18 protein-coding genes are annotated in these 20,834 nt (G+C 68.3%); 15 read left to right on the plus strand and 3 right to left on the minus strand.

Annotated features, from left to right (window positions below; translation table 11 throughout):
• Nucleotides 1–7 precede the first annotated feature (7 nt).
• Genes hpxZ through PYV00_RS06275 form a run of 9 tightly spaced genes read left to right on the plus strand, consistent with a single transcriptional unit; the run spans nt 8 to nt 9,353 of the window.
• Nucleotides 8–400 (plus strand): oxalurate catabolism protein HpxZ, encoded by a 393-nt coding sequence (gene hpxZ, locus PYV00_RS06235; protein WP_275227538.1) that lies wholly within the window; start codon nt 8–10, stop codon nt 398–400.
• Nucleotides 397–840 carry a 2-oxo-4-hydroxy-4-carboxy-5-ureidoimidazoline decarboxylase gene (uraD, locus tag PYV00_RS06240; protein WP_275227414.1) on the plus strand — a complete coding sequence of 148 codons (444 nt, stop codon included), beginning with the start codon at nt 397–399 and terminating at the stop codon, nt 838–840. Before hpxZ ends, uraD begins: the two co-directional genes overlap by 4 nt.
• Entirely contained in the window at nt 837–1,172 is a 336-nt protein-coding gene (gene uraH / locus PYV00_RS06245) for a hydroxyisourate hydrolase (protein ID WP_275227415.1), read from the plus strand. The genes uraD and uraH overlap by 4 nt, the downstream gene beginning before the upstream one ends.
• The gene (locus PYV00_RS06250) at nt 1,172–2,365 is read left to right on the plus strand and encodes a urate hydroxylase PuuD (protein WP_275227416.1); all 1,194 of its coding nucleotides are present in this window, start codon (nt 1,172–1,174) and stop codon (nt 2,363–2,365) included. The genes uraH and PYV00_RS06250 overlap by 1 nt, the downstream gene beginning before the upstream one ends.
• Entirely contained in the window at nt 2,362–3,795 is a 1,434-nt protein-coding gene (xdhA, locus tag PYV00_RS06255) for a xanthine dehydrogenase small subunit (RefSeq protein ID WP_275227417.1), read from the plus strand. The genes PYV00_RS06250 and xdhA overlap by 4 nt, the downstream gene beginning before the upstream one ends.
• The gene (gene xdhB, locus PYV00_RS06260; RefSeq protein WP_275227418.1) at nt 3,788–6,097 is read left to right on the plus strand and encodes a xanthine dehydrogenase molybdopterin binding subunit; all 2,310 of its coding nucleotides are present in this window, start codon (nt 3,788–3,790) and stop codon (nt 6,095–6,097) included. Before xdhA ends, xdhB begins: the two co-directional genes overlap by 8 nt.
• Nucleotides 6,094–7,014 carry a xanthine dehydrogenase accessory protein XdhC gene (xdhC, locus tag PYV00_RS06265; RefSeq protein WP_275227419.1) on the plus strand — a complete coding sequence of 307 codons (921 nt, stop codon included), beginning with the start codon at nt 6,094–6,096 and terminating at the stop codon, nt 7,012–7,014. Before xdhB ends, xdhC begins: the two co-directional genes overlap by 4 nt.
• Nucleotides 7,011–8,309: a guanine deaminase gene (gene guaD / locus PYV00_RS06270; protein WP_275227420.1), complete on the plus strand. Its 1,299-nt coding sequence runs from the start codon at nt 7,011–7,013 to the stop codon at nt 8,307–8,309. Before xdhC ends, guaD begins: the two co-directional genes overlap by 4 nt.
• A 30-nt stretch (nt 8,310–8,339) precedes the next feature.
• Complete coding sequence (locus PYV00_RS06275; protein WP_275227421.1) at nt 8,340–9,353, plus strand: adenosine deaminase; 1,014 nt, start codon at nt 8,340–8,342, stop codon at nt 9,351–9,353.
• Nucleotides 9,354–9,407: 54 nt separating this feature from the next.
• Here the strand turns inward: PYV00_RS06275 and PYV00_RS06280 are convergent, their stop codons facing one another.
• The gene (locus PYV00_RS06280; RefSeq protein WP_275227422.1) at nt 9,408–9,881 is read right to left on the minus strand and encodes an Lrp/AsnC family transcriptional regulator; all 474 of its coding nucleotides are present in this window, start codon (nt 9,879–9,881) and stop codon (nt 9,408–9,410) included.
• Nucleotides 9,882–9,979: 98 nt separating this feature from the next.
• Between PYV00_RS06280 and putA the strand changes: the two genes are divergently transcribed.
• The 3 genes from putA to PYV00_RS06295 all read left to right on the plus strand — a co-directional run bounded on the left by putA (nt 9,980) and on the right by PYV00_RS06295 (nt 15,136).
• A complete protein-coding gene (gene putA, locus PYV00_RS06285; RefSeq protein ID WP_275227423.1) occupies nt 9,980–13,582 on the plus strand; it encodes a trifunctional transcriptional regulator/proline dehydrogenase/L-glutamate gamma-semialdehyde dehydrogenase in 3,603 nt (1,200 codons plus the stop codon).
• Between the two features lie 14 nt (nt 13,583–13,596).
• Nucleotides 13,597–14,370 carry an SDR family NAD(P)-dependent oxidoreductase gene (locus PYV00_RS06290; protein ID WP_275227424.1) on the plus strand — a complete coding sequence of 258 codons (774 nt, stop codon included), beginning with the start codon at nt 13,597–13,599 and terminating at the stop codon, nt 14,368–14,370.
• A gap of 166 nt (nt 14,371–14,536) precedes the next feature.
• Nucleotides 14,537–15,136 (plus strand): hypothetical protein, encoded by a 600-nt coding sequence (locus PYV00_RS06295; RefSeq protein WP_275227425.1) that lies wholly within the window; start codon nt 14,537–14,539, stop codon nt 15,134–15,136.
• A 284-nt stretch (nt 15,137–15,420) separates the two neighbouring features.
• On the opposite strand, the gene PYV00_RS06300 is transcribed toward PYV00_RS06295, so the two are convergent.
• Both PYV00_RS06300 and PYV00_RS06305 read right to left on the minus strand, forming a co-directional pair.
• Nucleotides 15,421–16,308, minus strand: coding sequence for a TauD/TfdA dioxygenase family protein (locus PYV00_RS06300; RefSeq protein ID WP_275227426.1), 888 nt, complete (start codon nt 16,306–16,308; stop codon nt 15,421–15,423).
• Nucleotides 16,309–16,541: 233 nt separating this feature from the next.
• On the minus strand, nt 16,542–17,081 hold the full coding sequence (locus PYV00_RS06305; protein WP_275227427.1) for a CoxG family protein: 540 nt from the start codon (nt 17,079–17,081) through the stop codon (nt 16,542–16,544).
• A 195-nt stretch (nt 17,082–17,276) separates the two neighbouring features.
• Here PYV00_RS06305 and PYV00_RS06310 point away from each other — a divergent pair, with 195 nt between their 5' ends.
• The 3 genes from PYV00_RS06310 (at nt 17,277) to PYV00_RS06320 (ending at nt 20,824) form a co-directional block, all read left to right on the plus strand.
• Nucleotides 17,277–17,546 (plus strand): GlsB/YeaQ/YmgE family stress response membrane protein, encoded by a 270-nt coding sequence (locus PYV00_RS06310; protein WP_275227428.1) that lies wholly within the window; start codon nt 17,277–17,279, stop codon nt 17,544–17,546.
• A 240-nt stretch (nt 17,547–17,786) separates the two neighbouring features.
• Nucleotides 17,787–18,389, plus strand: coding sequence for a superoxide dismutase (locus PYV00_RS06315; protein WP_275227429.1), 603 nt, complete (start codon nt 17,787–17,789; stop codon nt 18,387–18,389).
• Nucleotides 18,390–18,610: 221 nt separating this feature from the next.
• Nucleotides 18,611–20,824: an EAL domain-containing protein gene (locus tag PYV00_RS06320; protein ID WP_275227430.1), complete on the plus strand. Its 2,214-nt coding sequence runs from the start codon at nt 18,611–18,613 to the stop codon at nt 20,822–20,824.
• The last annotated feature ends 10 nt before the right edge of the window (nt 20,825–20,834 follow it).

Raw genomic sequence — 20,834 nt, forward strand, 5'->3', positions numbered from 1 at the left:
GTCCGAAATCGTCATCGACGATCCCACGCTGCTTGCGGAAGTGACCGCCGCCTTTCGCGAATACGAGCGCGCGCTGATGGCCGACGACATCCCGGCGATGGACGCGCTGTTCCATCATGCGCCGACCACCAACCGCTTCGGCGTGGGCGAAGTGCTCTATGGCATCGAGGCGATCCGCGCATTCCGCAAGGGGCGCGGCGGATCGCCGCGGCGTAGGCTGGGGAAAGTGGCGATCACCGTCTACGGCGCGCCCGATGGACCGGCCTTCGCCACTGCCGATGCCGAATTCTTCCGCGACAACGTCGACCGGCGCGGCCGCCAGACCCAGAGCTGGGTGAAATTCCCGGATGGCTGGAAAGTCGTCTCCGCCCATGTCAGCCTCGAAGGGAGCAGCCATTGACCGCGCTGTTCGAACACAGCCCCTGGGTGGAGGAGCGGGCCGACGCGCGTCCGTCCTCGGGCGACCGGCTCGCCGACCTGATCGCCGTGCTCCATGAAGCCAGCCCGGAGGAACAGCTCGCGTTGATCCGCGCGCATCCCGAACTCGCGGGCAAGGCGGCGATCGACAAGACGCTGACCGAGGCTTCCGCCGCCGAACAGGCCAGCGCCGGGCTCGACCGGCTGACGCCCGAGGAATTCGCGCGCTTCCACGCGCTCAACGCGGCCTATCGCGAGCGGTTCGGCTTTCCGTTCATCATCTGCGTGCGCCTCACCGACAAGGCTGGTATTCTCGCCGCCATGGAACGTCGGCTCGCGAACGGGCGCGACGAGGAAGTCGCTGCCGCGCTGGAACAGATCGGCGAGATCGTTCGCCTGCGCCTGGAGGATCAGGCGGCATGAACACGCTTTCGACCCATGTGCTCGATACCATGCACGGGCGGCCCGCCGCCGGCCTCGCGCTGGCGCTGGCCGGGCCCGACGGCGAGATCGCGGTCGGCATGACCAACAGCGACGGGCGCTGTCCCGATCTTGTGCCCGGCCCGCTCGCGCCGGGTGCCTATACCTTGCGTTTCATGGTGGCGGACTATTTTCGCGCGGCGGGCGTGATGCTGCCCGATCCGCCGTTCCTCGACGTGGTGACGATCGCGTTCGGCATGGCCGAGGGCGGCGGGCATTATCACGTGCCGCTGCTCGTCTCGCCCTGGTCCTATTCGACGTACCGGGGAAGCTGATGAATTTCGACTTCTCCGAATGGCTCAACCTTGCGCTGCGCTGGCTGCACCTGACCGCCGGCATCGCCTGGATCGGCTCTTCGTTCTATTTCGTCTGGCTGGACAACCACCTGAAGCCGCCAGCGCGCGAGCCGGGGCCGGATACGCCCTCGGGGGAGCTGTGGTCGGTCCATGGCGGCGGCTTCTATCACAACGAGAAGTTCCAGGTCGCGCCCGGCCACATGCCGGACGAGCTGCACTGGTTCAAATGGGAAGCCTATTTCACCTGGCTCAGCGGCTTTTCGCTGCTGGTGCTGGTCTACTACGTCGGCGCGCAGAGCTTCCTGATCGATCCGGCCAAGTCCGATCTCGGCCCGGCCGAGGCGATCGCGCTCGGGCTGATGGCGTTGGCGGGCGGGTGGATCTTCTACGATCTGCTGTGCCGCTCGCTGCCCAATCATCCGCTGCTGCTGGGCGCGGTCTGGTTCGCGTTCCTCGTCGGCATGGCGATCGGGCTCAACGATCTGTTCACCGCGCGCGGGGCCTATCTGCACATCGGCGCGATGCTCGGCACGGCGATGGTGGGCAACGTGTTCTTCGTCATCATCCCCAACCAGCGCAAGGTGGTGGCCGATCTCGTCGCCGGGCGGCAACCCGATCCCGCGCTGGGCTATGCCGCCAAGCAGCGCTCGGTGCACAACAATTACATGACGCTGCCGGTGCTGTTCATCATGATCAGCCATCATTACCCGATGACTTACGGGGCGCAGCGCCCGTGGCTGGTGCTGGCGTTGCTGGGGCTGACCGGGGTGGCGGTGCGCCATGTGTTCAACTTGCGCCATCGCGCCCGGCCGACCGGCGCGGCGATGGCGGTCGCGGCGGCGCTGGCGCTGGTCAGCGTGACGTATGTGTCGCTGGAAAGGACCGGCGGCGGGCCCGCGCCGGGCGCGCCCCGGCTCGCCTTCGCCGACGTCCAGCCGATTTTCGCCAGGCATTGCGTGTCCTGCCACAGCGATCATCCGACCAACCCCGCCTTCACCGCGCCGCCGCTGGGCGTGCATCTGGACAGCTACGACCATGCCCGCGCGGTGGCCGAACGGATCAGGAAGGTCGCGGTCGATGCCGAGGTCATGCCGCTCGGCAATCTCACCGGCATGACCAGGGAGGAACGGCAGAAATTGGGAGACTGGATCGCGCAGGGAACGCCGCGATGAGCGTGCGGTTCGTCCTCGATGGCGAGGTGGTCGAACTCGCGGATGTCGATCCCACCGGCACGCTGCTCGATCACTTGCGCTACCGCATGGGCCGCACCGGCACCAAGGAAGGCTGCGCCGAAGGGGACTGCGGCGCCTGCACCGTGCTGGTCGGCGATCTCGACGCGGCGGGCGCGGCGGTGCGCTGGCGCGCGGTCAATGCCTGCATCCAGTTCCTGCCGATGCTCCACGGCAAGGCGCTGCTGACGGTGGAGAGCCTTTCGCGCGCGGATTCGCTCAACCCCTTGCAGGCCTGCATGGCGGCGAACGGCAGCTCGCAATGCGGCTTCTGCACGCCGGGCTTCGTGATGTCGCTTTATGGCCGGGCGATCGGCGCGAGCGGCGCGGACTTGCCGGTAGCGGATGTGATCGCCGGCAACTTGTGCCGCTGTACCGGCTATGGCCCGATTCTAGAAGCGGGCGAAGCGGTCGGCGGGTTGGCGCGCGATGACGGGGCGCTGGTTGCGGTGCTGCGCGAGCTGGCGGCGGGCGGCAGCGCTTCGGGGCGATACGGCGATCGGTGCTGGTTCGCCCCGCGCACCGCCTGGGAACTGGCCGAACTGCTGGCCGAGCATCCCGACGCGCGGCTGGTGGCGGGCGCCACCGATGTCGGCCTGTGGGTCACGAAGGGCCTGCGCGTTCTCGAAAAGCTGATCTTCCTGGGCGACATCGCCGAGCTGCGTGCCATCGAGGACGGGCCCGAGGGCCTCACCATCGGCGCGGGCGTCACTTATGCCGAGGCGCACGCCGCTTTCGCGCGGCTTCATCCCGAGCTGGGCGAACTGGTCCGGCGGATCGGTGGGCTGCAAGTGCGCAATGCCGGCACCGTGGGCGGCAATATCGCCAATGGCTCGCCGATCGGCGACGGCCCGCCCGCGCTGATCGCGCTCGGCGCGCAAGTGACTCTTCGCGGTGCCGCGGGGCGGCGCACGCTGCCGCTGGAAGCCTATTTCCTTGATTACGGCAAGCAGGACCGGCGGCCGGGCGAATTCGTCGAAAGCCTGTTCGTGCCCCGGCCGGGCTCCGACGACATGGTGCATATCTCCAAGCTCTCGCGCCGGTTCGACAGCGACATTTCCGCGGTCTGCGGCGCCTTTGCGCTGACCGTGACGGACGGCACGATCACCGCCGCGCGCGTCGCCTTCGGCGGCATGGCGGCAACCCCCCGACGCGCGCCGGCGTGCGAGGCGGCGCTGGTCGGCCAGCCGTTAACGCTGGCCACGATCGAGGCGGCCGCCGCCGCGCTGAAGCGCGATTACGCCCCGCTCAGCGACGTGCGCGGGTCGGCCGGCTATCGGCTGGAAGCGGCGGCCAACCTGCTGCTGCGGTTGTGGCACCGCGCGCAAGGGACACGGGTCAGCGTGCTGGAACTGGACGGCCGCGATGGCTGAGCGCGATCCCGCCTGGAAAGTGCTGGCCAAGCCCGCCCACCCGCACGACAGCGCGCACCTCCACGTCACCGGCGCCGCGCGCTATGCCGATGACGGGGTGGAAGAACCGGACATGCTCCACCTCGCCTTCGGCCAGAGCGCCGAAGCCCATGCGCGCATCGTGGCGATGGATCTGGCGGCGGTGCGGGCGGCCGAAGGGGTGATCGCGGTCTATACCGCCGCCGACATTCCCGGCGAGAACAACGTCGGTCCGGTGGCGCATGACGACCAGCTTCTGGCCGATGGCGTGGTCATCAGCGTGGGCCAGCCGGTGTTCCTCGTCGCCGCGACCAGCCAGCGCGCGGCGCGGATGGCGGCGCGGCTGGGCAAGGTGGCTTACGAGCCGCTGCCCGCGCTCGTCACGATCGAGCAGGCGCGCGCGGCCGATTCGCTGATCGAGCCGACCCAGCGCATGGCGCGCGGCGATGCGGCCGGCGCGCTGGCAAGCGCGCCGCACCGGACATCGGGCGCTTTCGCGATGGGCGGGCAGGATCACTTTTACCTCGAAGGCCAGATCGCGGTGGCGACGCCGGGCGAGGACGGGCAGATCCACCTGCTCAGTTCCACCCAGCATCCCAGCGAAGTGCAGCATCTCGTCGCGCATATGCTCGGCAAGCCGTCCTCGGACGTGACCGTGGAAGTGCGCCGCATGGGCGGCGCGTTCGGCGGCAAGGAGACGCAGGCCGCGCTGTTCGCCGCCGCCGCCGCGCTGGTCGTGGAAAAGACCGGCCGCCCGGCCAAGTTCCGCTGCGATCGCGACGACGACATGGTGATGACCGGCAAGCGCCACGAATTCGAAGTGCGCTACGATGTCGGTTTCGACGATGCCGGGCGGATCGCCGCGCTGGCGCTCCACCTCGCCACGCGCTGCGGCGCGACGGCGGACCTGTCGCCGGCGATCTGCGACCGGGCGATGTTCCACGCCGACAACTGCTATTTCCTGCCGCATGTCGAGATCCTGTCCGAACGGCTGCGCACCAACACCGTTTCGGCCACCGCGTTTCGCGGCTTCGGCGGGCCGCAAGGCATGTTGGCGATCGAGCGGATCATGGACGACGTCGCCGCGCGGCTGGGGCTCGATCCGCTCGATGTGCGCATCGCCAATCTCTACGGTCCGGGCCGCGACGTGACGCAATACGGCATGACCGTGGCCGACAATATCGCCCCGCAGATGATCGCCCGGCTGCGCCAGACCTCGGACTATGACGCGCGGCGGCGCGCGGTCGCGGCGTTCAACGCCGCAAGCCCGGTGCTGAAGAAGGGGATCGCGCTCACCCCGGTGAAGTTCGGCATCAGCTTCACCACCACCCACCTCAACCAGGCCGGCGCGCTGGTGCTGGTCTATGCCGACGGCTCGATCCAGATCAACCACGGCGGCACCGAGATGGGGCAGGGCGTCTATATCAAGGTGGCGCAAGTGGTGGCCGATGTCTTCGCCGTGCCGGTCACGCAAGTGCGCATCACCGCCACCCGCACCGACAAGGTGCCCAACACCTCGGCCACCGCCGCCAGTTCGGGCGCGGACCTCAACGGCATGGCGGCCTACAATGCGGCGACGGCGGTGCGCGACCGGCTCACCGCCTTCGCCGCCCGCACTTTCGGCTGCGACGAGGGGGAAGTGCGCTTCACTCCCGAAGGCGTGATCGCGGGGGGCGAGCGGCTGACGTTCGGCCAGCTCTGCCGCAAGGCGCATATCGGCCGCGTCTCGCTGTCCTCGACCGGGTTCTACGCCACGCCCGACATCGCCTATGACCGCGACGCGCACCACGGCCGGCCGTTCTACTACTTCGCCTATGGCGCGGCGGTGGCCGAAGTGGCGATCGACACGCTGACCGGCGAGCACAAGGTCCTGGCGGTCGATATCCTGCATGACGTGGGCCGTTCGCTCAATCCGGTGATCGACCTGGGCCAGATCGAGGGCGGCTTCATCCAGGGGCAGGGCTGGCTGACCACCGAGGAACTGGTGTTCGACGACAAGGGCCGCCTGCTCACCCATTCGCCCGCGACCTACAAGATCCCTACCGCGTCCGACCGGCCGGCCCGCTTCACCGTCAGCCTGTGGGACGGCGAGAACGTGGAGCCGACGATCAACCGTTCCAAAGCCGTGGGCGAGCCGCCGTTCATGCTGGCGATCTCGGTGTTCTCGGCGCTGAACCGGGCGATCGCCGCCACCGTGCCGGACAAGCGCGCGCTGCCCCCGCTCGATGCACCGGCGACGCCCGAGAACGTGCTGCGCGCCATCGCCGGGCATCGCGCGACATGACCCAATGGGTCGGTTGGCTGCGCTCGGTCTCGGCCGAGGCGCCGGCGGCGCTGGTCAGCGTGCTGGCCAGCGAGGGATCGGCGCCGCGCGGCGCGGGCACGCGGATGCTGGTGCGGGCCGATGGGCAGGAAGGCACGATCGGCGGCGGCGCGCTGGAATATCGCGCGGTGGAGCAGGCGCGCGCCCTGCTGGCGCATCCGCCCGGCACCTGGCGCGTGCAGGACTATCCCTTGGGACCGCTGCTGGGCCAGTGCTGCGGCGGGCGGGTGCGGCTGCTGGTGGAACGGGTCGATCCCTCGGCGCTCGGCTGGCTGCGCGATGTCGAGCCCGGCTGGATGCTGGTGACGCGGCTGGGCGAGGATCGGATCGCGCGCGAAGTGCTGGAAAAGGCGACGCCGGGCGTGGTTTCCGCGCGGGGCGAGCGGCCCGGCGCGGGCGCGGTGTTCACCGAGCCGGTGGGCCGCCGGCCGCGTCCGGTCTATCTGTTCGGCGCGGGCCATGTCGGGCAGGCGATCGCGCGGCACATGCGCGGGTTGCCGCTGCACCTCGCCTGGTTCGATACCCGGCCCGAGCAGGAAGCGATCGACGGGGTGACGGTGGTGGATGAAGAGCATATCGAGCAATGCGTCGCCGATGCGCCGGGCAATGCCGCGATCCTGATCCTGACGCATGACCATGGGCTGGATTATCACCTGACGCTGGCGGCGCTGCGGCGCGATCCGGTGGCCTTCGTCGGCCTGATCGGATCGGCCACCAAGGGCGCGCGCTTCCGCTCGCGGCTGGCGCGCGACGGCATCGCGCCCGACAGGCTCGCGCGGCTGACCTCGCCGATCGGCATCGCCGGCGTGCGCGGCAAGGAGCCCGATGTCATCGCGATCTCCACGCTTGCGCAATTGCTGGCGCTGGACGCGGCATGACCAGGGACATCACCATTCGCGCCTTTCGCGGCGAGCTGCTGTCGGTGGCGCGCGATCCGCGCGACGATCCCGATGCGGTGCGGCACGAGCCCGACGGGCTCATCGTGGTGGAGGACGGCGTGGTCATCGCGCGCGGGGCTTATGCCGATCTGGCGGAGCGCTACGCCGCGGTTCCGGTGGAAGCGCTGCCGGGACTGATCGTGCCGGGCTTCGTCGATGCCCATGTCCACTATCCGCAGATGGACAAGATCGCCTCGCACGGGGAGCAATTGCTCGACTGGCTCGATCGCCACATCTTCCCGGCGGAAAAGGCCTTTGCCGATCCGGCCTACGCCGCCGCTGTCGCCGCCGCCTTCCTCGACGAGCTGCTGCGCAACGGCACGACCAGCGCGCTGGTCTATCCCACGGTGCACGAGCATTCGGTCGACGTGCTGTTCGAGGCGGCGCTGGCGCGTGACATGCGCATCGTTTCGGGCAAGGTGCTGATGGACCTGGGGCCCGAGGGCCTGCGCGATACGCTGGCATCGGGCCGGGCGCAGAGCGAGGCGCTGATCCGCCGCTGGCGCGGGCGCGGACGGCTGGGCTATGCGGTGACGCCGCGTTTCGCGCTCACCTCCACCGACGCGCAGCTGGCCGATGCCGGCGCGCTGCTGGCCGAGCATCCCGACGTGCTGATGCACACCCACCTGGCCGAGAACCTGCGCGAATGCGAGGCGGTGGCGGCGCGCTTCACCCAGGCGATCGACTACCTCGATGCTTACGATCGCTTCGGCCTGGTCGGCAAGCGATCGGTCTTCGCGCATGGCATCCACTTGTCGGACCGGGCCTGCGCGCGCCTGCACGAAAGCGGCGCGGGCATCGCGGTATGCCCCAGCTCGAACCTGTTCCTCGGCTCGGGCTGCTTCCATTTCGGGCAGGCGGACCGGCACCGGCTGCGCCTGGGCCTGGGCACCGATATCGGCGCGGGCACCTCGTTCTCGCTGCTGCACACCGCCGGCCTTGCCTATCAGGCGGCGCTGGCGCGCGAGGACCGGCTCGATCCGTTCCGCGCGCTTTACCTGGCGACGGCGGGCAGCGCCGCGCTGCTCCACATCGGTGAGCGGGTGGGCGCGCTGGAACCGGGGCAGGAGGCCGATTTCGTCGTGCTGGACAGCGCCGCCACGCCGCTGCTGGCGCGCCGCACGCAAGGCGCCGGGCTTGCCGAGCGCCTGTTCGCATTGCAGATCCTGGGGGATGATCGCGCGGTGGCGCGCACTTACATCATGGGGCAATGCGCCTGGGCGCGGGACTCATGAGCGGGTGCCCGGCAAACGGGATGTGATGGTATGACCGACCTTGACAGCTTCATCACTGGCCTGCCCAAGGCAGAGCTGCACCTGCACATCGAAGGCAGTCTTGAGCCCGAGCTGATGTTCGCGCTGGCCCGGCGCAACCGGGTGACGATCCCTTACGCCTCGGTGGAGGAAGTGCGCGCCGCCTATGCTTTCGGCAACCTGCAGGATTTCCTCGACATCTACTATGCCGGCGCCGCCGTGCTGCTGAAACGGCAGGATTTCCACGACCTCGCGCTCGCCTATTTCGATCGCGCGGCGGCGGACGGGGTGGTCCATGCCGAGATCATGTTCGATCCGCAGACGCACACCGATCGCGGCATCGCCTTTGCCGAAGTGATCGAGGGGCTGCTTTCGGCCATGGCCGAGGCCGAGGCGCGCCATGGCCTGTCCAGCCGCCTGATCCTCTCGTTCCTGCGCCATCTGAGCGAGGAGGCCGCCTTCGCCACGCTGGCCGAGGCCGAGCCCTGGCTGGACCGGATCGCCGCCGTCGGCCTCGATTCTTCCGAAGTCGGCCACCCGCCCGCAAAGTTCGCCCGGGTCTATGCCGCCGCCGCCGCGAAGGGCCTGCGCCTGACCGCCCATGCCGGCGAGGAAGGGCCACCCGCATATGTCCGCGAAGCGCTCGACCTGCTGCATGTCGAGCGGATCGACCATGGCAACCGCGCGCTGGAAGACGCCGCGCTAGTCGATCGGCTGGCGCGCGAGGGCATGACGCTGACGGTCTGCCCGCTGTCCAATCTCAAGCTCTGCGTGGTGGACGACCTGGCGCATCACCCGATCGACACGATGCTGGCCAGGGGCCTGCGGGCCACGGTCAATTCCGACGATCCGGCCTATTTCGGCGGCTATATCGCCGATAACTACCGCGCGGTGGCCAGGGCGCGCGGGCTGGGCAAGGCGGAGCTGGCGACGCTGGCGCGCAACAGCTTCGCCGGGTCGTTCCTGCCGCCCGAAGTGATCGCCGCGCATATCGACCGTCTCGACGAATGGGTGGCGGCGCATTGATGCGGTCGCGGCGCTCGCCCGAGGGGGAGCGCGCGGTCCTCATCCGGCCGTGGCTCACCCGCCGCCCAGATCCTTGATCGTTTCCATCGCCACGAAAGTGGAGGTGCTGGCCACATGCGGCAGGTTGGAGATCGCCTCGCCCAGCACCACGCGGTAGCGGCGGATATCGGCGGTGCGGACCTTGAGCAGATAGTCGAAGCTGCTGGCGATCATGTGGCATTCCTCCACTTCGGGAATGCGTCGCACCGCCTGGTTGAAGGCGTGCAGCGCCGCCTCGCGCGTGTCGGACAGCTTCACTTCGGCATAGGCGATGTGATCGAGGCCCAGCCGCGCGGGATCGACCACGGCGCGAAAGCCCCGGATCACGCCGCTGTCGATCAGCCGCCTGAGCCGCATCTGGCACGGGGTTTTCGACAGGCCGACCCGCTCGGCCAGCCGCGTGACCGCCATGCGCCCATCCTCGCGCAATTCGCGCAGGATCTTGCGGTCGAATTCGTCCAGCTGGACTTCGGAAGGCGGATTTTTCACCGATGTGACCTTTGGTTGCCCATGAAATAGGGTAATCCGGCCTGCCAGGAACGGCAAGACAGGCGGATTGCCGCGCGGTGATGCCCTATATTGGCGGGATGCCACATTCCACGCCCTTCGCCGCCTTCGCGCCCGCCCTGCGCGAGCCCACGCCCTTGCGCCGCGCGATCACCGCCGCCTGCCGCCGCGACGAGGCCGAATGCCTCGCGCCGCTGCTCGCTGCCGCCAGCCTGCCCGCCGCGCTCCGCGCGCAAGCGCGCGAGACGGCGCGCGGGCTGATCCTGGCGCTACGCGGCAAGGCGCAGCACACCGGGGTCGAAGCGCTGGTGCAGGAATATTCGCTGTCGACGCAGGAAGGCGTCGCGCTGATGTGCCTGGCCGAAGCGTTGCTGCGCATTCCCGACGATGGCACGCGCGATGCGCTGATCCGCGACAAGATCGCCGGGGGCGACTGGCAGGCGCATCTGGGCGGCGGCCGCTCGCTGTTCGTCAACGCCGCTACCTGGGGGCTGGTGGTGACGCGCAAGCTGGTGAACAGCGTGGATGACCGGGGGCTGGGGGCGGCGCTGACCCGGCTGGTCCAGCGCGCGGGCGAGCCGGTGATCCGGGGCGGCGTGGAAGTGGCGATGCGCCTGATGGGCGAGCAGTTCGTCACTGGCGAGACGATCGCCGAAGCGCTGAAGCGGGCGCAGGAGCGGGAAGCCAGGGGCTTTCGCTACAGCTACGACATGCTGGGCGAGGCGGCCACGACCATGGCTGACGCGGCGCGCTATTACGCGGATTACGAAAGCGCGATCCACGCCATCGGCAAGGCCAGCGCCGGGCGCGGGATCTACCAAGGGCCGGGCATCTCGATCAAGCTTTCGGCGCTGCATCCGCGCTATGCACGCGCGCAGGCCGAGCGGGTGATGGCCGAACTGCTGCCGCAAGTGAAAATGCTGGCGCTGCTCGCCAAGCGATACGACATCGGCTTCAACATTGATGCTGAGGAGGCCGACCGGCTCGATCTCTCGCTCGACCTGCTCGAAAGCCTGGCGCTCGATCCCGAGCTGAGCGGCTGGGACGGGCTTGGCTTCGTGGTGCAGGCTTACGGCAAGCGCTGCCCGATGGTGATCGACTGGCTGGTCGATCTGGCCCGGCGGGCGGCGCGGCGCATCATGGTGCGGCTGGTCAAGGGCGCGTACTGGGATGCCGAGATCAAGCGCGCGCAAGTCGACGGGCTGGCCGGCTATCCGGTCTATACCCGCAAGGTCCACACCGATGTCGCCTATGTGGCTTGCGCGCGCAAGCTGCTGCGCGCGCGCGACGCGGTGTTCCCGCAATTCGCCACGCACAACGCGCAGACGCTGGCGAGCGTGCTGGCGATGGCCGGGCCCGGCTTCGCGGTGGGCGACTACGAGTTTCAGTGCCTGCACGGCATGGGTGAGCCGCTTTACGAGGAAGTGGTCGATCCGGCCAAGCTGAACCGGCCGTGCCGCGTTTATGCGCCGGTGGGCACGCACGAGACGCTGCTGGCCTATCTGGTGCGCCGGCTGCTGGAGAACGGGGCGAATTCCTCGTTCGTCAACCGCATCGGCGACGCGGCGGTCCCGGTCGAGGATCTGATCGCCGATCCGGTGGAGGTGGTGCGCGCCATGGCCCGGCCCGGCGCGCCGCATGACCGGATCGCGGCGCCAGCGGCGCTCTATCCCGACCGGCGCAACTCGGCCGGCATCGACCTTTCCGACGAGAGCGCGCTGGCCGGGCTGGGCGCGGCGCTGGTCGAAAGCGCGGGCATGGCGTGGCAGGCGCGGCCGACCGGCTTTGCCGGCACCGCGCGCGACTTGCGCAACCCGGCCAATCACCACGATCGGGTGGGCACGGTGTTCGAAGTCTCTCCGGCCGATGCGCGCGCGGCGGTGGCGCGCGCGGCGGCGAGCCCCTGGCGCGATGTGCCCGTGGCGACGCGCGCGGCGATGCTGGAGGCCGCCGCCGATGCGATGCAGGCGCGTATGCCGCTGCTGATGGGCCTCATCATCCGCGAGGCGGGCAAATCGGCGGCCAACGCCATTGCCGAAGTGCGCGAGGCGATCGATTTCCTGCGCTATTACGCCGCGCAGGCGCGCGCCACCCTGGGCGGGGCCGCGCCGCTGGGCCCGGTGGTCTGCATCAGCCCATGGAACTTCCCGCTGGCGATCTTCACCGGGCAAGTCGCCGCCGCGCTGGCCGCCGGCAACGCGGTGCTGGCCAAGCCCGCCGAGGAGACCCCGCTGATCGCCGCCGAGGGCGTGCGGCTGCTGCACGAAGCGGGCGTACCCGAACACGCGCTGCAATTGCTGCCCGGCGATGGCGCGATCGGTGCGGCGCTGGTCGGCGCGGAGGTGACCGCGGGCGTGATGTTCACCGGCTCCACCGAAGTGGCGCGGATGATCCAGCGGCAACTGGCGGCGCGGCTTTCGCCCGAAGGCCGGCCGATCCCGCTGATCGCCGAGACCGGCGGGCAGAACGCGATGATCGTCGATTCCTCGGCGCTGGCCGAGCAGGTGGTGGCCGATGTCCTCGCCTCCGCGTTCGACAGCGCCGGGCAGCGCTGCTCGGCGCTGCGCGTGCTGTGCCTGCAGGAAGACATCGCCGATCGCACGCTGGCGATGCTGAAGGGCGCGCTGGCCGAGCTGCGCGTGGGCAATCCCGTGCGGCTGGCGGTCGATATCGGCCCGGTGATCACCGCCGAGGCGCAGGCCAGTATCGAGGCGCATATCGCCGCGATGCGCGCCGCCGGGTGCCCGGTGGAGCAACTGGCGCTGCCGCCCGAGGCCGTGCACGGCACGTTCGTTGCCCCCACGATCATCGAGATCGCCGGCATGGCCGAGCTGACGCGCGAGGTGTTCGGCCCGGTGCTCCACGTCATACGCTGGCGCCGCGAGGCGCTCGACGCGCTGATCGCCGATATCAACGCCACCGGCTATGGCCTGACGTTCGGCCTGCACACCCGCCTCGACGCGACGATCGCGCATGTCACCAGCCGGGTCGCGGTGGGCAATGTCTATGTCAACCGCAATGTCATCGGCGCGGTGGTGGGTGTGCAGCCGTTCGGGGGGCGGGGGCTTTCGGGCACCGGACCCAAGGCGGGCGGGCCGCTTTATCTCGGCCGGCTGGCGCATGACGCGCCGCTGCCGCTGCCGGTGGGCGATGCCGCGCCCGATCCGGCGCTGGCCGCCTTTGTCGAATGGCTGGCGAGGCAGGGCAATGCCGAAGGCGCCGAGCAGGCGCGGCGCTGCGCGGCGGCATCGCCCCACGGCTGGCAGGTCGAGCTGGCGGGGCCGGTGGGCGAGCGCAATCTCTATGCGCTGCATCCGCGCGGGCATGTCCTGCTGCGGCCGATGACGCGCGCAGGGCTGTGCCGCCAGCTTGCCGCCGTGCTCGCGGCCGGCTGCACCGCGCTGGTCGAGGATACGATGCTGCTGCCCGATCTGCCCGGCCTTCCCCCGCTGGTCGCCGCGCGGGTGCAGCCGCGTGGGCAGCACCCGGTCGCCGCCGTGCTGGTGGAGGGCGACGCGTCAGGAGTGCTTGCCGTGCTGGGCGAAGTTGCGGCATGGCCGGGGGCGATCGTGCCGGTGCTGACGCTCGACACCTGCGATCCACGCTGGCTGGTCGAGGAAGTATCCACCTCGATCAACACCACCGCCGCCGGCGGCAATGCCAGCCTGATGATGATCGGCTGAGGGAGAAAAAGCTTATGCAGCGGCCTTACGAAGATGCCATCGTCTGTGTCACCGGCGCCTCGTCGGGGCTGGGGCGGGCGATCGCCACGGGCGCGGCCGGGCAGGGCGCGCGCGCGGTGATCGTGAACTATGCCGGCAATGCCGAGGGCGCGGAAACGACCGCCGAGGCGGTGCGCGCATACGGTGCCCAGGCGGTGACGGTGCAAGGCGATGTCGGCACGGACGAGGATTGCCGCCGCATCGTCGCGGCGGCCGCGCCGTTCGGGCGGATCGACGCGCTGTTCAACAACGCGGGCAAGACACGCGCGGCCAGGTATGACGATCTCGACGCGCTGGGGGCGGACGACTTCCTCGATATCTACCGGGTCAACGTGGTCGGCCCCTATCAGATGACGCGCGCGGCGCGGCCCTTGCTGGAAACGTCTGACCGGGCGGCGGTGGTGATGATCTCCTCGATCGCGGGCGTGACCGGCGGCGGCTCGTCGATCGCCTATTCAGCCTCGAAGGGCGCGCTCAACAACCTGGCGTTCGCGCTCGCCCGCGCATTGGCGCCGCGCATCCGGGTGAACGCGCTGTGCCCCGGCTTCATGGACAGCCCGTGGTTCGACAAGCTGGGCAGCGCCCGCGCCCGCATCCGCGAGGGCATCGCCCAGCGCACGCCGCTGCAAGTCGCCTCCACGCCCGAGGACATCGCCGGCAGCGCGCTGTTCCTCGGCTCCCCGGCATCACGCCACGTCACCGGCGAGACGCTGCTGGCCGATGCCGGGCTGCATCTGGTGGGCGGATAGGCGCGGCACTTGCGGTTGATTAATGATCATCCAGCTTCACGTGGATAAATCGCTGGGCAGATTCTGCCTTGTGTCATACGTTTTCTTCGCCGAACCGACATTGCGGACAATCATCGTTTTTACGAAAATCGAAAAATGCAGTGGTTTGTAAAGAGAGTTGACCGTGATGAGCGCAGAAGAGTTGTCTCCGAAGCTACTTTTGGCGCCAACTTGGAAACCGGTTCTTTTCGAAGGGCATTGCTCTGGATTTGCAGACGCTACCGAAATCTTCTTTCGTGAGGCGATAGAACCTGCGTGCCAAGCACTGAGGCTAAAGGTCGGCGCGGAGCCCTCCACGCCGGAAGAACGGACCAATGCGAAGCTTGATATTTGGGAAGGTCTCCGCACGGCGGAACTGGAGATGCATCGATCATTTGCACTCGCACTTGGTGGTATGTGGGAAAGACATTTCAGCCAAGTGCTGTGGCACTCGGCAATCCTCGTTCCAGCCAGTGAACGTCCTAGTGTTCAAAAGCTAAGCGGGGCGGGCAAATGGGAGGGAATGTGCAAAGCATTTAGGCGTATCCGAGGTTTTCCGCTGACCGCCTTCCCGATGTGTCAGGAGCTACAATTGCTTCACAAGGTTACGTCGGCCGTTCGCCACGGAACAGGGCCTGCAGCCGAGTGGGTTCATAAGCAACGGCCTGATCTATTTGCAGATTGCGATGTTCGTAGTCGTTACTTTGCCTACTTCACGTTGGGGGGGGAGAAGAAGTTCATTCGGTGAACAAACTAGACCTTTCGCTCGATCAACTCCGCATATTCAAGAACTCGATCGTGGATTTCTGGAGAACAATTGAATTGCTCCGTGAGAAGTACCGGGAAGATCACGATTTTCTATAATCGGAGCGGAATGAAGTCGCGTTTGTCCAAATAAGCAAACGTCCTCTTCCCCCCAACCGCCGACACACAGGTCCGCCGCCCCAAACGCGAGGCCCATCCACGGCCGGCATTGTCCGCGCGGCCAGGGCTTTGCCTCCTTCCCCCGTCGCGGGAGAAGGAGGCGCCGGTTTACGCGATCTCGAAGATGCGCTGGATATGTTCCTCGGTCGCCGCGTGGCCGGGCTTTTCCTTGCCGGCGATCGTCGTGCGGTGCATCACGCGGCCTTCGTCGGTGTAGGGCACCACGCGGTGCATCACGCCCTGGTTATTCCAGATCACCAGATCGCCCACCGTCCAGTTGTGCGTGTAGACCAGTTCGGGCTGGGCGGCCCATTGCTGCAGGCGGGTGAGCAGGGCGCGGCCATGCGGGCCGGGCATCCCGACGATGCCGTCGGCATGGGTGCCGAGCAGCAGCGACTTGCGCCCGTCCTCGTGCGTCCAGACCAGCGGCTGCTCCATCACCGCAGCCATCGCCTTGTAGCGGGCGCGGCGTTCCTCGCTGGGATGGCCGTGGACCGGGCGGACGGCGGCCTCCACCGAATGGATCACGGTCAGGTTCTCCAGCGCGCGCTTCTCGGCCTCGGGCAGCAGATCCCAGGCGGCATAGAGGTTGGCGAATTCGGTGGCGCCGCCGCTGTCGGACAGCTTGCGCGCCGAAAGCACGGTCGCCTTGGGCAGCGGCTGGTCGATGGTGATGCCGTCGATGTGCCAGAAGAAGGTGCCCAGCACATAGTCGGGCTCGCTGTTGAGCGCGCGGTCGAGCGTGATCTTGTAGACGTCGGGCGAACTGGCGTCCGAACCGGGCACTTGCCGGGTGAAGTTCACCCGGTCGCCCAGCTTGTCGGTGAAGGCGAGCTGAAGCTCGTCGCTGGCGTTGATCTGCGGGAACACCAGCACGCCGCGCTGCTCCAGCTCATGGCGGACGGTCTCGATGGTTTCATCGTCGAGCAGGTGGTCCTTGTCGACATGGACAATGCCGCCGATGCGCGGCTTTGCGGCTTCTACCGTGATGGACATTGCGGGCATCCTCATTCGTTTCTTGGCTGAACTGCCGCGCAGCATGGCCACAGGCCGGCAAGGCTGTCCATGCCTTTTTGACGCGCGCTCAGCCCATGCCGCGAAACGGCGGGATTTGCATTGGCGGGCGCGGGCAGGCGGCGGGCCGGCCAGCGATCCGGCCAGCGATCCGGCCAGTGATCCGGGCAGCGGCACGGCTGGCCGAATCGCTCCGCGCGCGGCGCTCGATTCGATCAGAACAGGCCGCGCAGCCATGTCCGCAAGCGGGCCAGCAGGCGGGCCAGCGGCGATGGCCTTGCCGCCTGCGCCGCCGGAGTCGGATCGGCGGGACCGCCAAGCCCCTCGATCCTGGCCTTGAGTTCGCCGGCGAAGCTCGCCGCGAATTTGGGCAGGACCGGCCCGCCCATCGCTTCCCACATCGGCGCCATCGGGCCGCCGCCGGCAACCGCGACGTGGAGCTCCACCCGCGTTTCGGCCGGGCCCCGTGCCACCGCGCGGTACGATCCGGTTCCCTGCACCGGATCGCCTTTCAGCCGGAAGGCGAACCGCACCCGTTCCGGCCCGGCCCATTCCGCGACATCGACTTCGACCCGGACAGTGCGCACCAGCCCGCCGACGCCGATCTTGAGCACCCAGAGCGAATGGTCCGCATCGACGATCTGACACGACTGGTAGCCGGGCATGATCGTGGCCCAGCGCTCGACATCCCGGACATAGTCCCAGACCCGGTCGATCGGGGCCGCGATCGTCACCGTCTGCGTCGTTTCGATCACGTCGTTATCGCCTCTCGCCTTCCCGCCCGCGCCGGCCGGTTCCGAGCGCGAGCCCTAATTTATCACCTCGTTCGTTTCAATGGCAATCGGCGCTGACCGTCCCGGCCGGCCGCCGCACGGCGCGGCGATGGACGCGGGAACCAACGCCCGATCGGCCCGTTGTTAGAGTCACACAGGCCATTTGGAGATCGTGACATGACCCTTATCCTCATTCTTCTGGTCGGCGGCGTCATCGGCTGGCTGGCAAGCATCGTGATGCGCACTGACGCGCAGCAGGGCATCTTCCTCAACATCGTCGTCGGCGTCGTCGGCTCGCTCGTCGCCGGGCTGGTGGTGACGCCCCTGATCGGCGGCGCGCCCGTCACCAGCGGATCGTTCGATATCCTCTCGCTGCTGGCGTCGTTCCTCGGCGCGGTGATCCTGCTGGCGATCGTCAACCTGTTCCGTCGCGGCTCGGTGCGCTAGGCCGATCCGGCAGGCCGCCCGCCAGGCGGCGCGGCCAGGCCAAGGGAAGGACGGCGGAAACCCCCGCCGTCCTTTTGCCTTGCGCCCCGTTTCCTGTCGGGCGCCATCAATTTGCCACGCGGCGCGGATTGAATTGTCACGGGTGAGGGCAAACATTAACACCGCGTGACCTTTGGTCGCCCGAATCCCCTCGGGCGTTGCCACCGCACCCGTTTCGCCAACCATAACAGGAAAAATGCCATGACCATTTCCCTCATGCCGTTGCCTTACGCGCTCGATGCGCTGGCGCCGCACATCTCCAAGGACACGCTCGAAGTCCACCACGGTGCCCACCACAAGACTTACGTCGACAAGCTGAACGCGGCCATCGAAGGGACCGATGATGCCGACAAGCCGCTTGAGGACATCATCAAGAGCGCCAGCGGCCCCAAGTTCAACAATGCCGCGCAAGTCTACAACCACGGTTTCTACTGGCACTCGCTGAGCCCCGAGAAGACCGCGCCGAGCGAAAGCCTGGCCGCCGCGATCACCGCCGATTTCGGCTCGCTCGACGCGCTGCTGGAAGCGCTGACCAACGAGGCGGTCAATCACTTCGCCAGCGGCTGGGCCTGGCTGGTCGTCGATGGCGGCAAGCTCAAGGTGATCTCCACCCATGATGCCGGCACCACCGTGACCGAGGACGTCAACCCGCTCGTCACGATCGACGTGTGGGAACACGCCTATTACGTCGATCAGAAGAACAAGCGCCCGGCCTATGTGAAGGCGGTGCTGGACAATCTGATCAACTGGAAGTTCGCCTCGGACAACTTCGATCGCGGCACGCCCTGGATCTACCCGGCCTGATTGCGGCGCGCCCGGCCTTGTCCGGGCGCCGCCTCCGGCTCCACACGGGCCTGGCCCCCCGCTTCCCTGGTGAAGCGGGGGGCCTTGCTTTTGGGGCGGGGCGATTTTGCCCGTGGCGAAAGGCGGGCCGGGCGGCGCGATACGAAATGCTAAGGATTTAACCCTAAGAGAAAGCCCGCGATCCTCCTTAACCATACCGCGAGAGCCTGAACGGACATCCCATGGCAGCCAGCACCGGATTGCTCTCGAAGTTGGCCCGCCGGGCCCCGGCCGCGCGGGCGTCCGGCAGCGGCGGGAGTGAGATCGACGGCGACCATGCGATCGCGTTCTGCCGCACTTACGAGGGTCTGGGCCAGGGCAGCTTCTGGGCGGCCGATGCCGAAGGGCGGCTGACCTATCTGTCCGCGCACGCCGCGGCCAGGCTGTTGCCCGATGGCGGCGATTGTCTGGGCCGGCCGATTGCCGACCTGTTCCTCAGCGCGGATGCCGAAGGCAATGCCTCGCGCAGCCTGCGGCTGGCGCTGTCGCGCCGTTCGCGGTTCGATCGCATGGTGCTGCGCGGCAATACCGGCGATACCGCCACCTGGTGGGCGATCTCGGGCGAGGCGCAGTTCGATGCCTCGGGCACGTTCACCGGCTTTCGCGGGCTGTGCGCCGATATCACGCAGGATCGCCGTGTCGCCGACGAGAATTCGCAGATGGCGATGAGCGATCCGCTCACCGGCCTGCTCAACCGGCGGCGGATCACCGCGCTACTCGAACGCACGATCGCGGCCTACAAGCTGCAGGACCGCCCCTGCGCGACGATGCTGATCGATCTCGACCGGTTCAAGCAGGTCAACGACACGCTGGGCCATTCCACCGGCGACGCCCTGCTCAGGCAAGTGGGCGAGCGGTTGGTCAGGATCGTGGGCGACAAGGAGAAGGTCGGCCGCATCGGCGGCGACGAATTCCAGGTCATACTGCCCGACAAGGAAGATCGCGGCGAGCTGGGCGAGCTGGCCGAGCGGATCATCGCCATGATCTCGCAGCCCTATACGATCGAGGGCAGCCGCTGCCTGATCGGCGCCTCGGTGGGCATCGCGGTAAGCCCGTTCGACGGCGCGGACGTGGAGCAGCTGGTGCGCAACGCCGATCTGGCGCTCTACGCGGCCAAGCACGGCGGCCGGGGCGGCTTCCGCTTCTTCTCGCGCGAGCTGTTGCAGGCGGCCGAACAGCGCAAGACGCTGGAGGAAGACCTTCACGACGCGCTCGAACGCGGGCAGTTCGCGCTGCATTACCAGCCGATGGTGGAAGCGCGGACCAACACCGTCTCGGGCGCCGAAGCGCTGCTGCGCTGGAACCACCCGACGATCGGGCTGGTTGCGCCGGCTAGCTTCATCGGCATCGCCGAGGAATCGAAGCTGATCTGCCGGATCGGCGAATGGGTGCTGCGCAAGGCCTGCGCGGACGCGGCCGCCTGGCCCGGCCCGCTGCGCATCGCGGTGAACGTCTCGCCGGTGCAGTTCATCGAGCCGGGCTTTCCCGCGCTCGTCGCCAATGCGCTGGCCGCCAGCGGGCTCGCGCCCGAGCGGCTGGAGCTGGAAATCACCGAAGGCGTGTTCCTGGCCGGCAGCTCCACCACCGAGGCGACGTTCAACGCGCTGAAGTCGCTGGGCGTGCGGCTGGCGCTCGACGATTTCGGCACCGGCTATTCCTCGCTCGCCTATCTGAAGTCCGCGCCGTTCGACAAGATCAAGATCGACCAGAGCTTCGTGCGCGGCGCCACCGTGGACGGCGCGCGCAACCGCGCGATCATCACCGCCATCGTCGCGCTGGCGCGGGCGCTCGACATGGAAACCACCGCCGAGGGGGTCGAGACGTTCGACCAGCTCGACATGGTGCGCGGGCTCGAGGTCAGCCACGTCCAGGGCTACATCTATGCCCGGCCGATGCCCGAGGCCGAATTCCTGGCCAATGCGACGCAGGCGGACTGGGGGATCGAGCCTTCGGGCTATGCCAGGCAGCGTTATGACCGCGTGACCATGTACCGCAAGATCGGCGCGATCCATGACAACCATTACTACACCGTGGTGCTGCGCAACCTTTCGGCCACCGGCGCGCTGATCGAGGGGCTGCTGGAAGTGCCCGTCGGCACGCAGTTCGTGCTCGATTTCGGGCAGGGGCAGATCGAGGTGGCGACCGTGCGGCGCAGCATGAAGGCGCAGCAGGGGTTGCAATTCGAACGCACGCTGGTGAACGACGGCAGCGGCGGCCTGTGCACGCGCAGCCGCATCTCGCTTTACCTGCTGGCCGAGGCGGGGCTGCCCACCGCGCCCGGCGCGACCGGCGATGCCAGCCTGATCGGCCAGAAGGACGGGCGCATCTCGCTGCCGCTGTTCGCCTCGATCTTCGGCCAGAACCCGATCATTTCCGGCGCGCTGGCCGACGCGTGAGGCCAGTGGC

Origin of the sequence: Novosphingobium album (ex Liu et al. 2023), assembly GCF_029076845.1 — a bacterium.
GTDB lineage: Bacteria > Pseudomonadota > Alphaproteobacteria > Sphingomonadales > Sphingomonadaceae > Novosphingobium.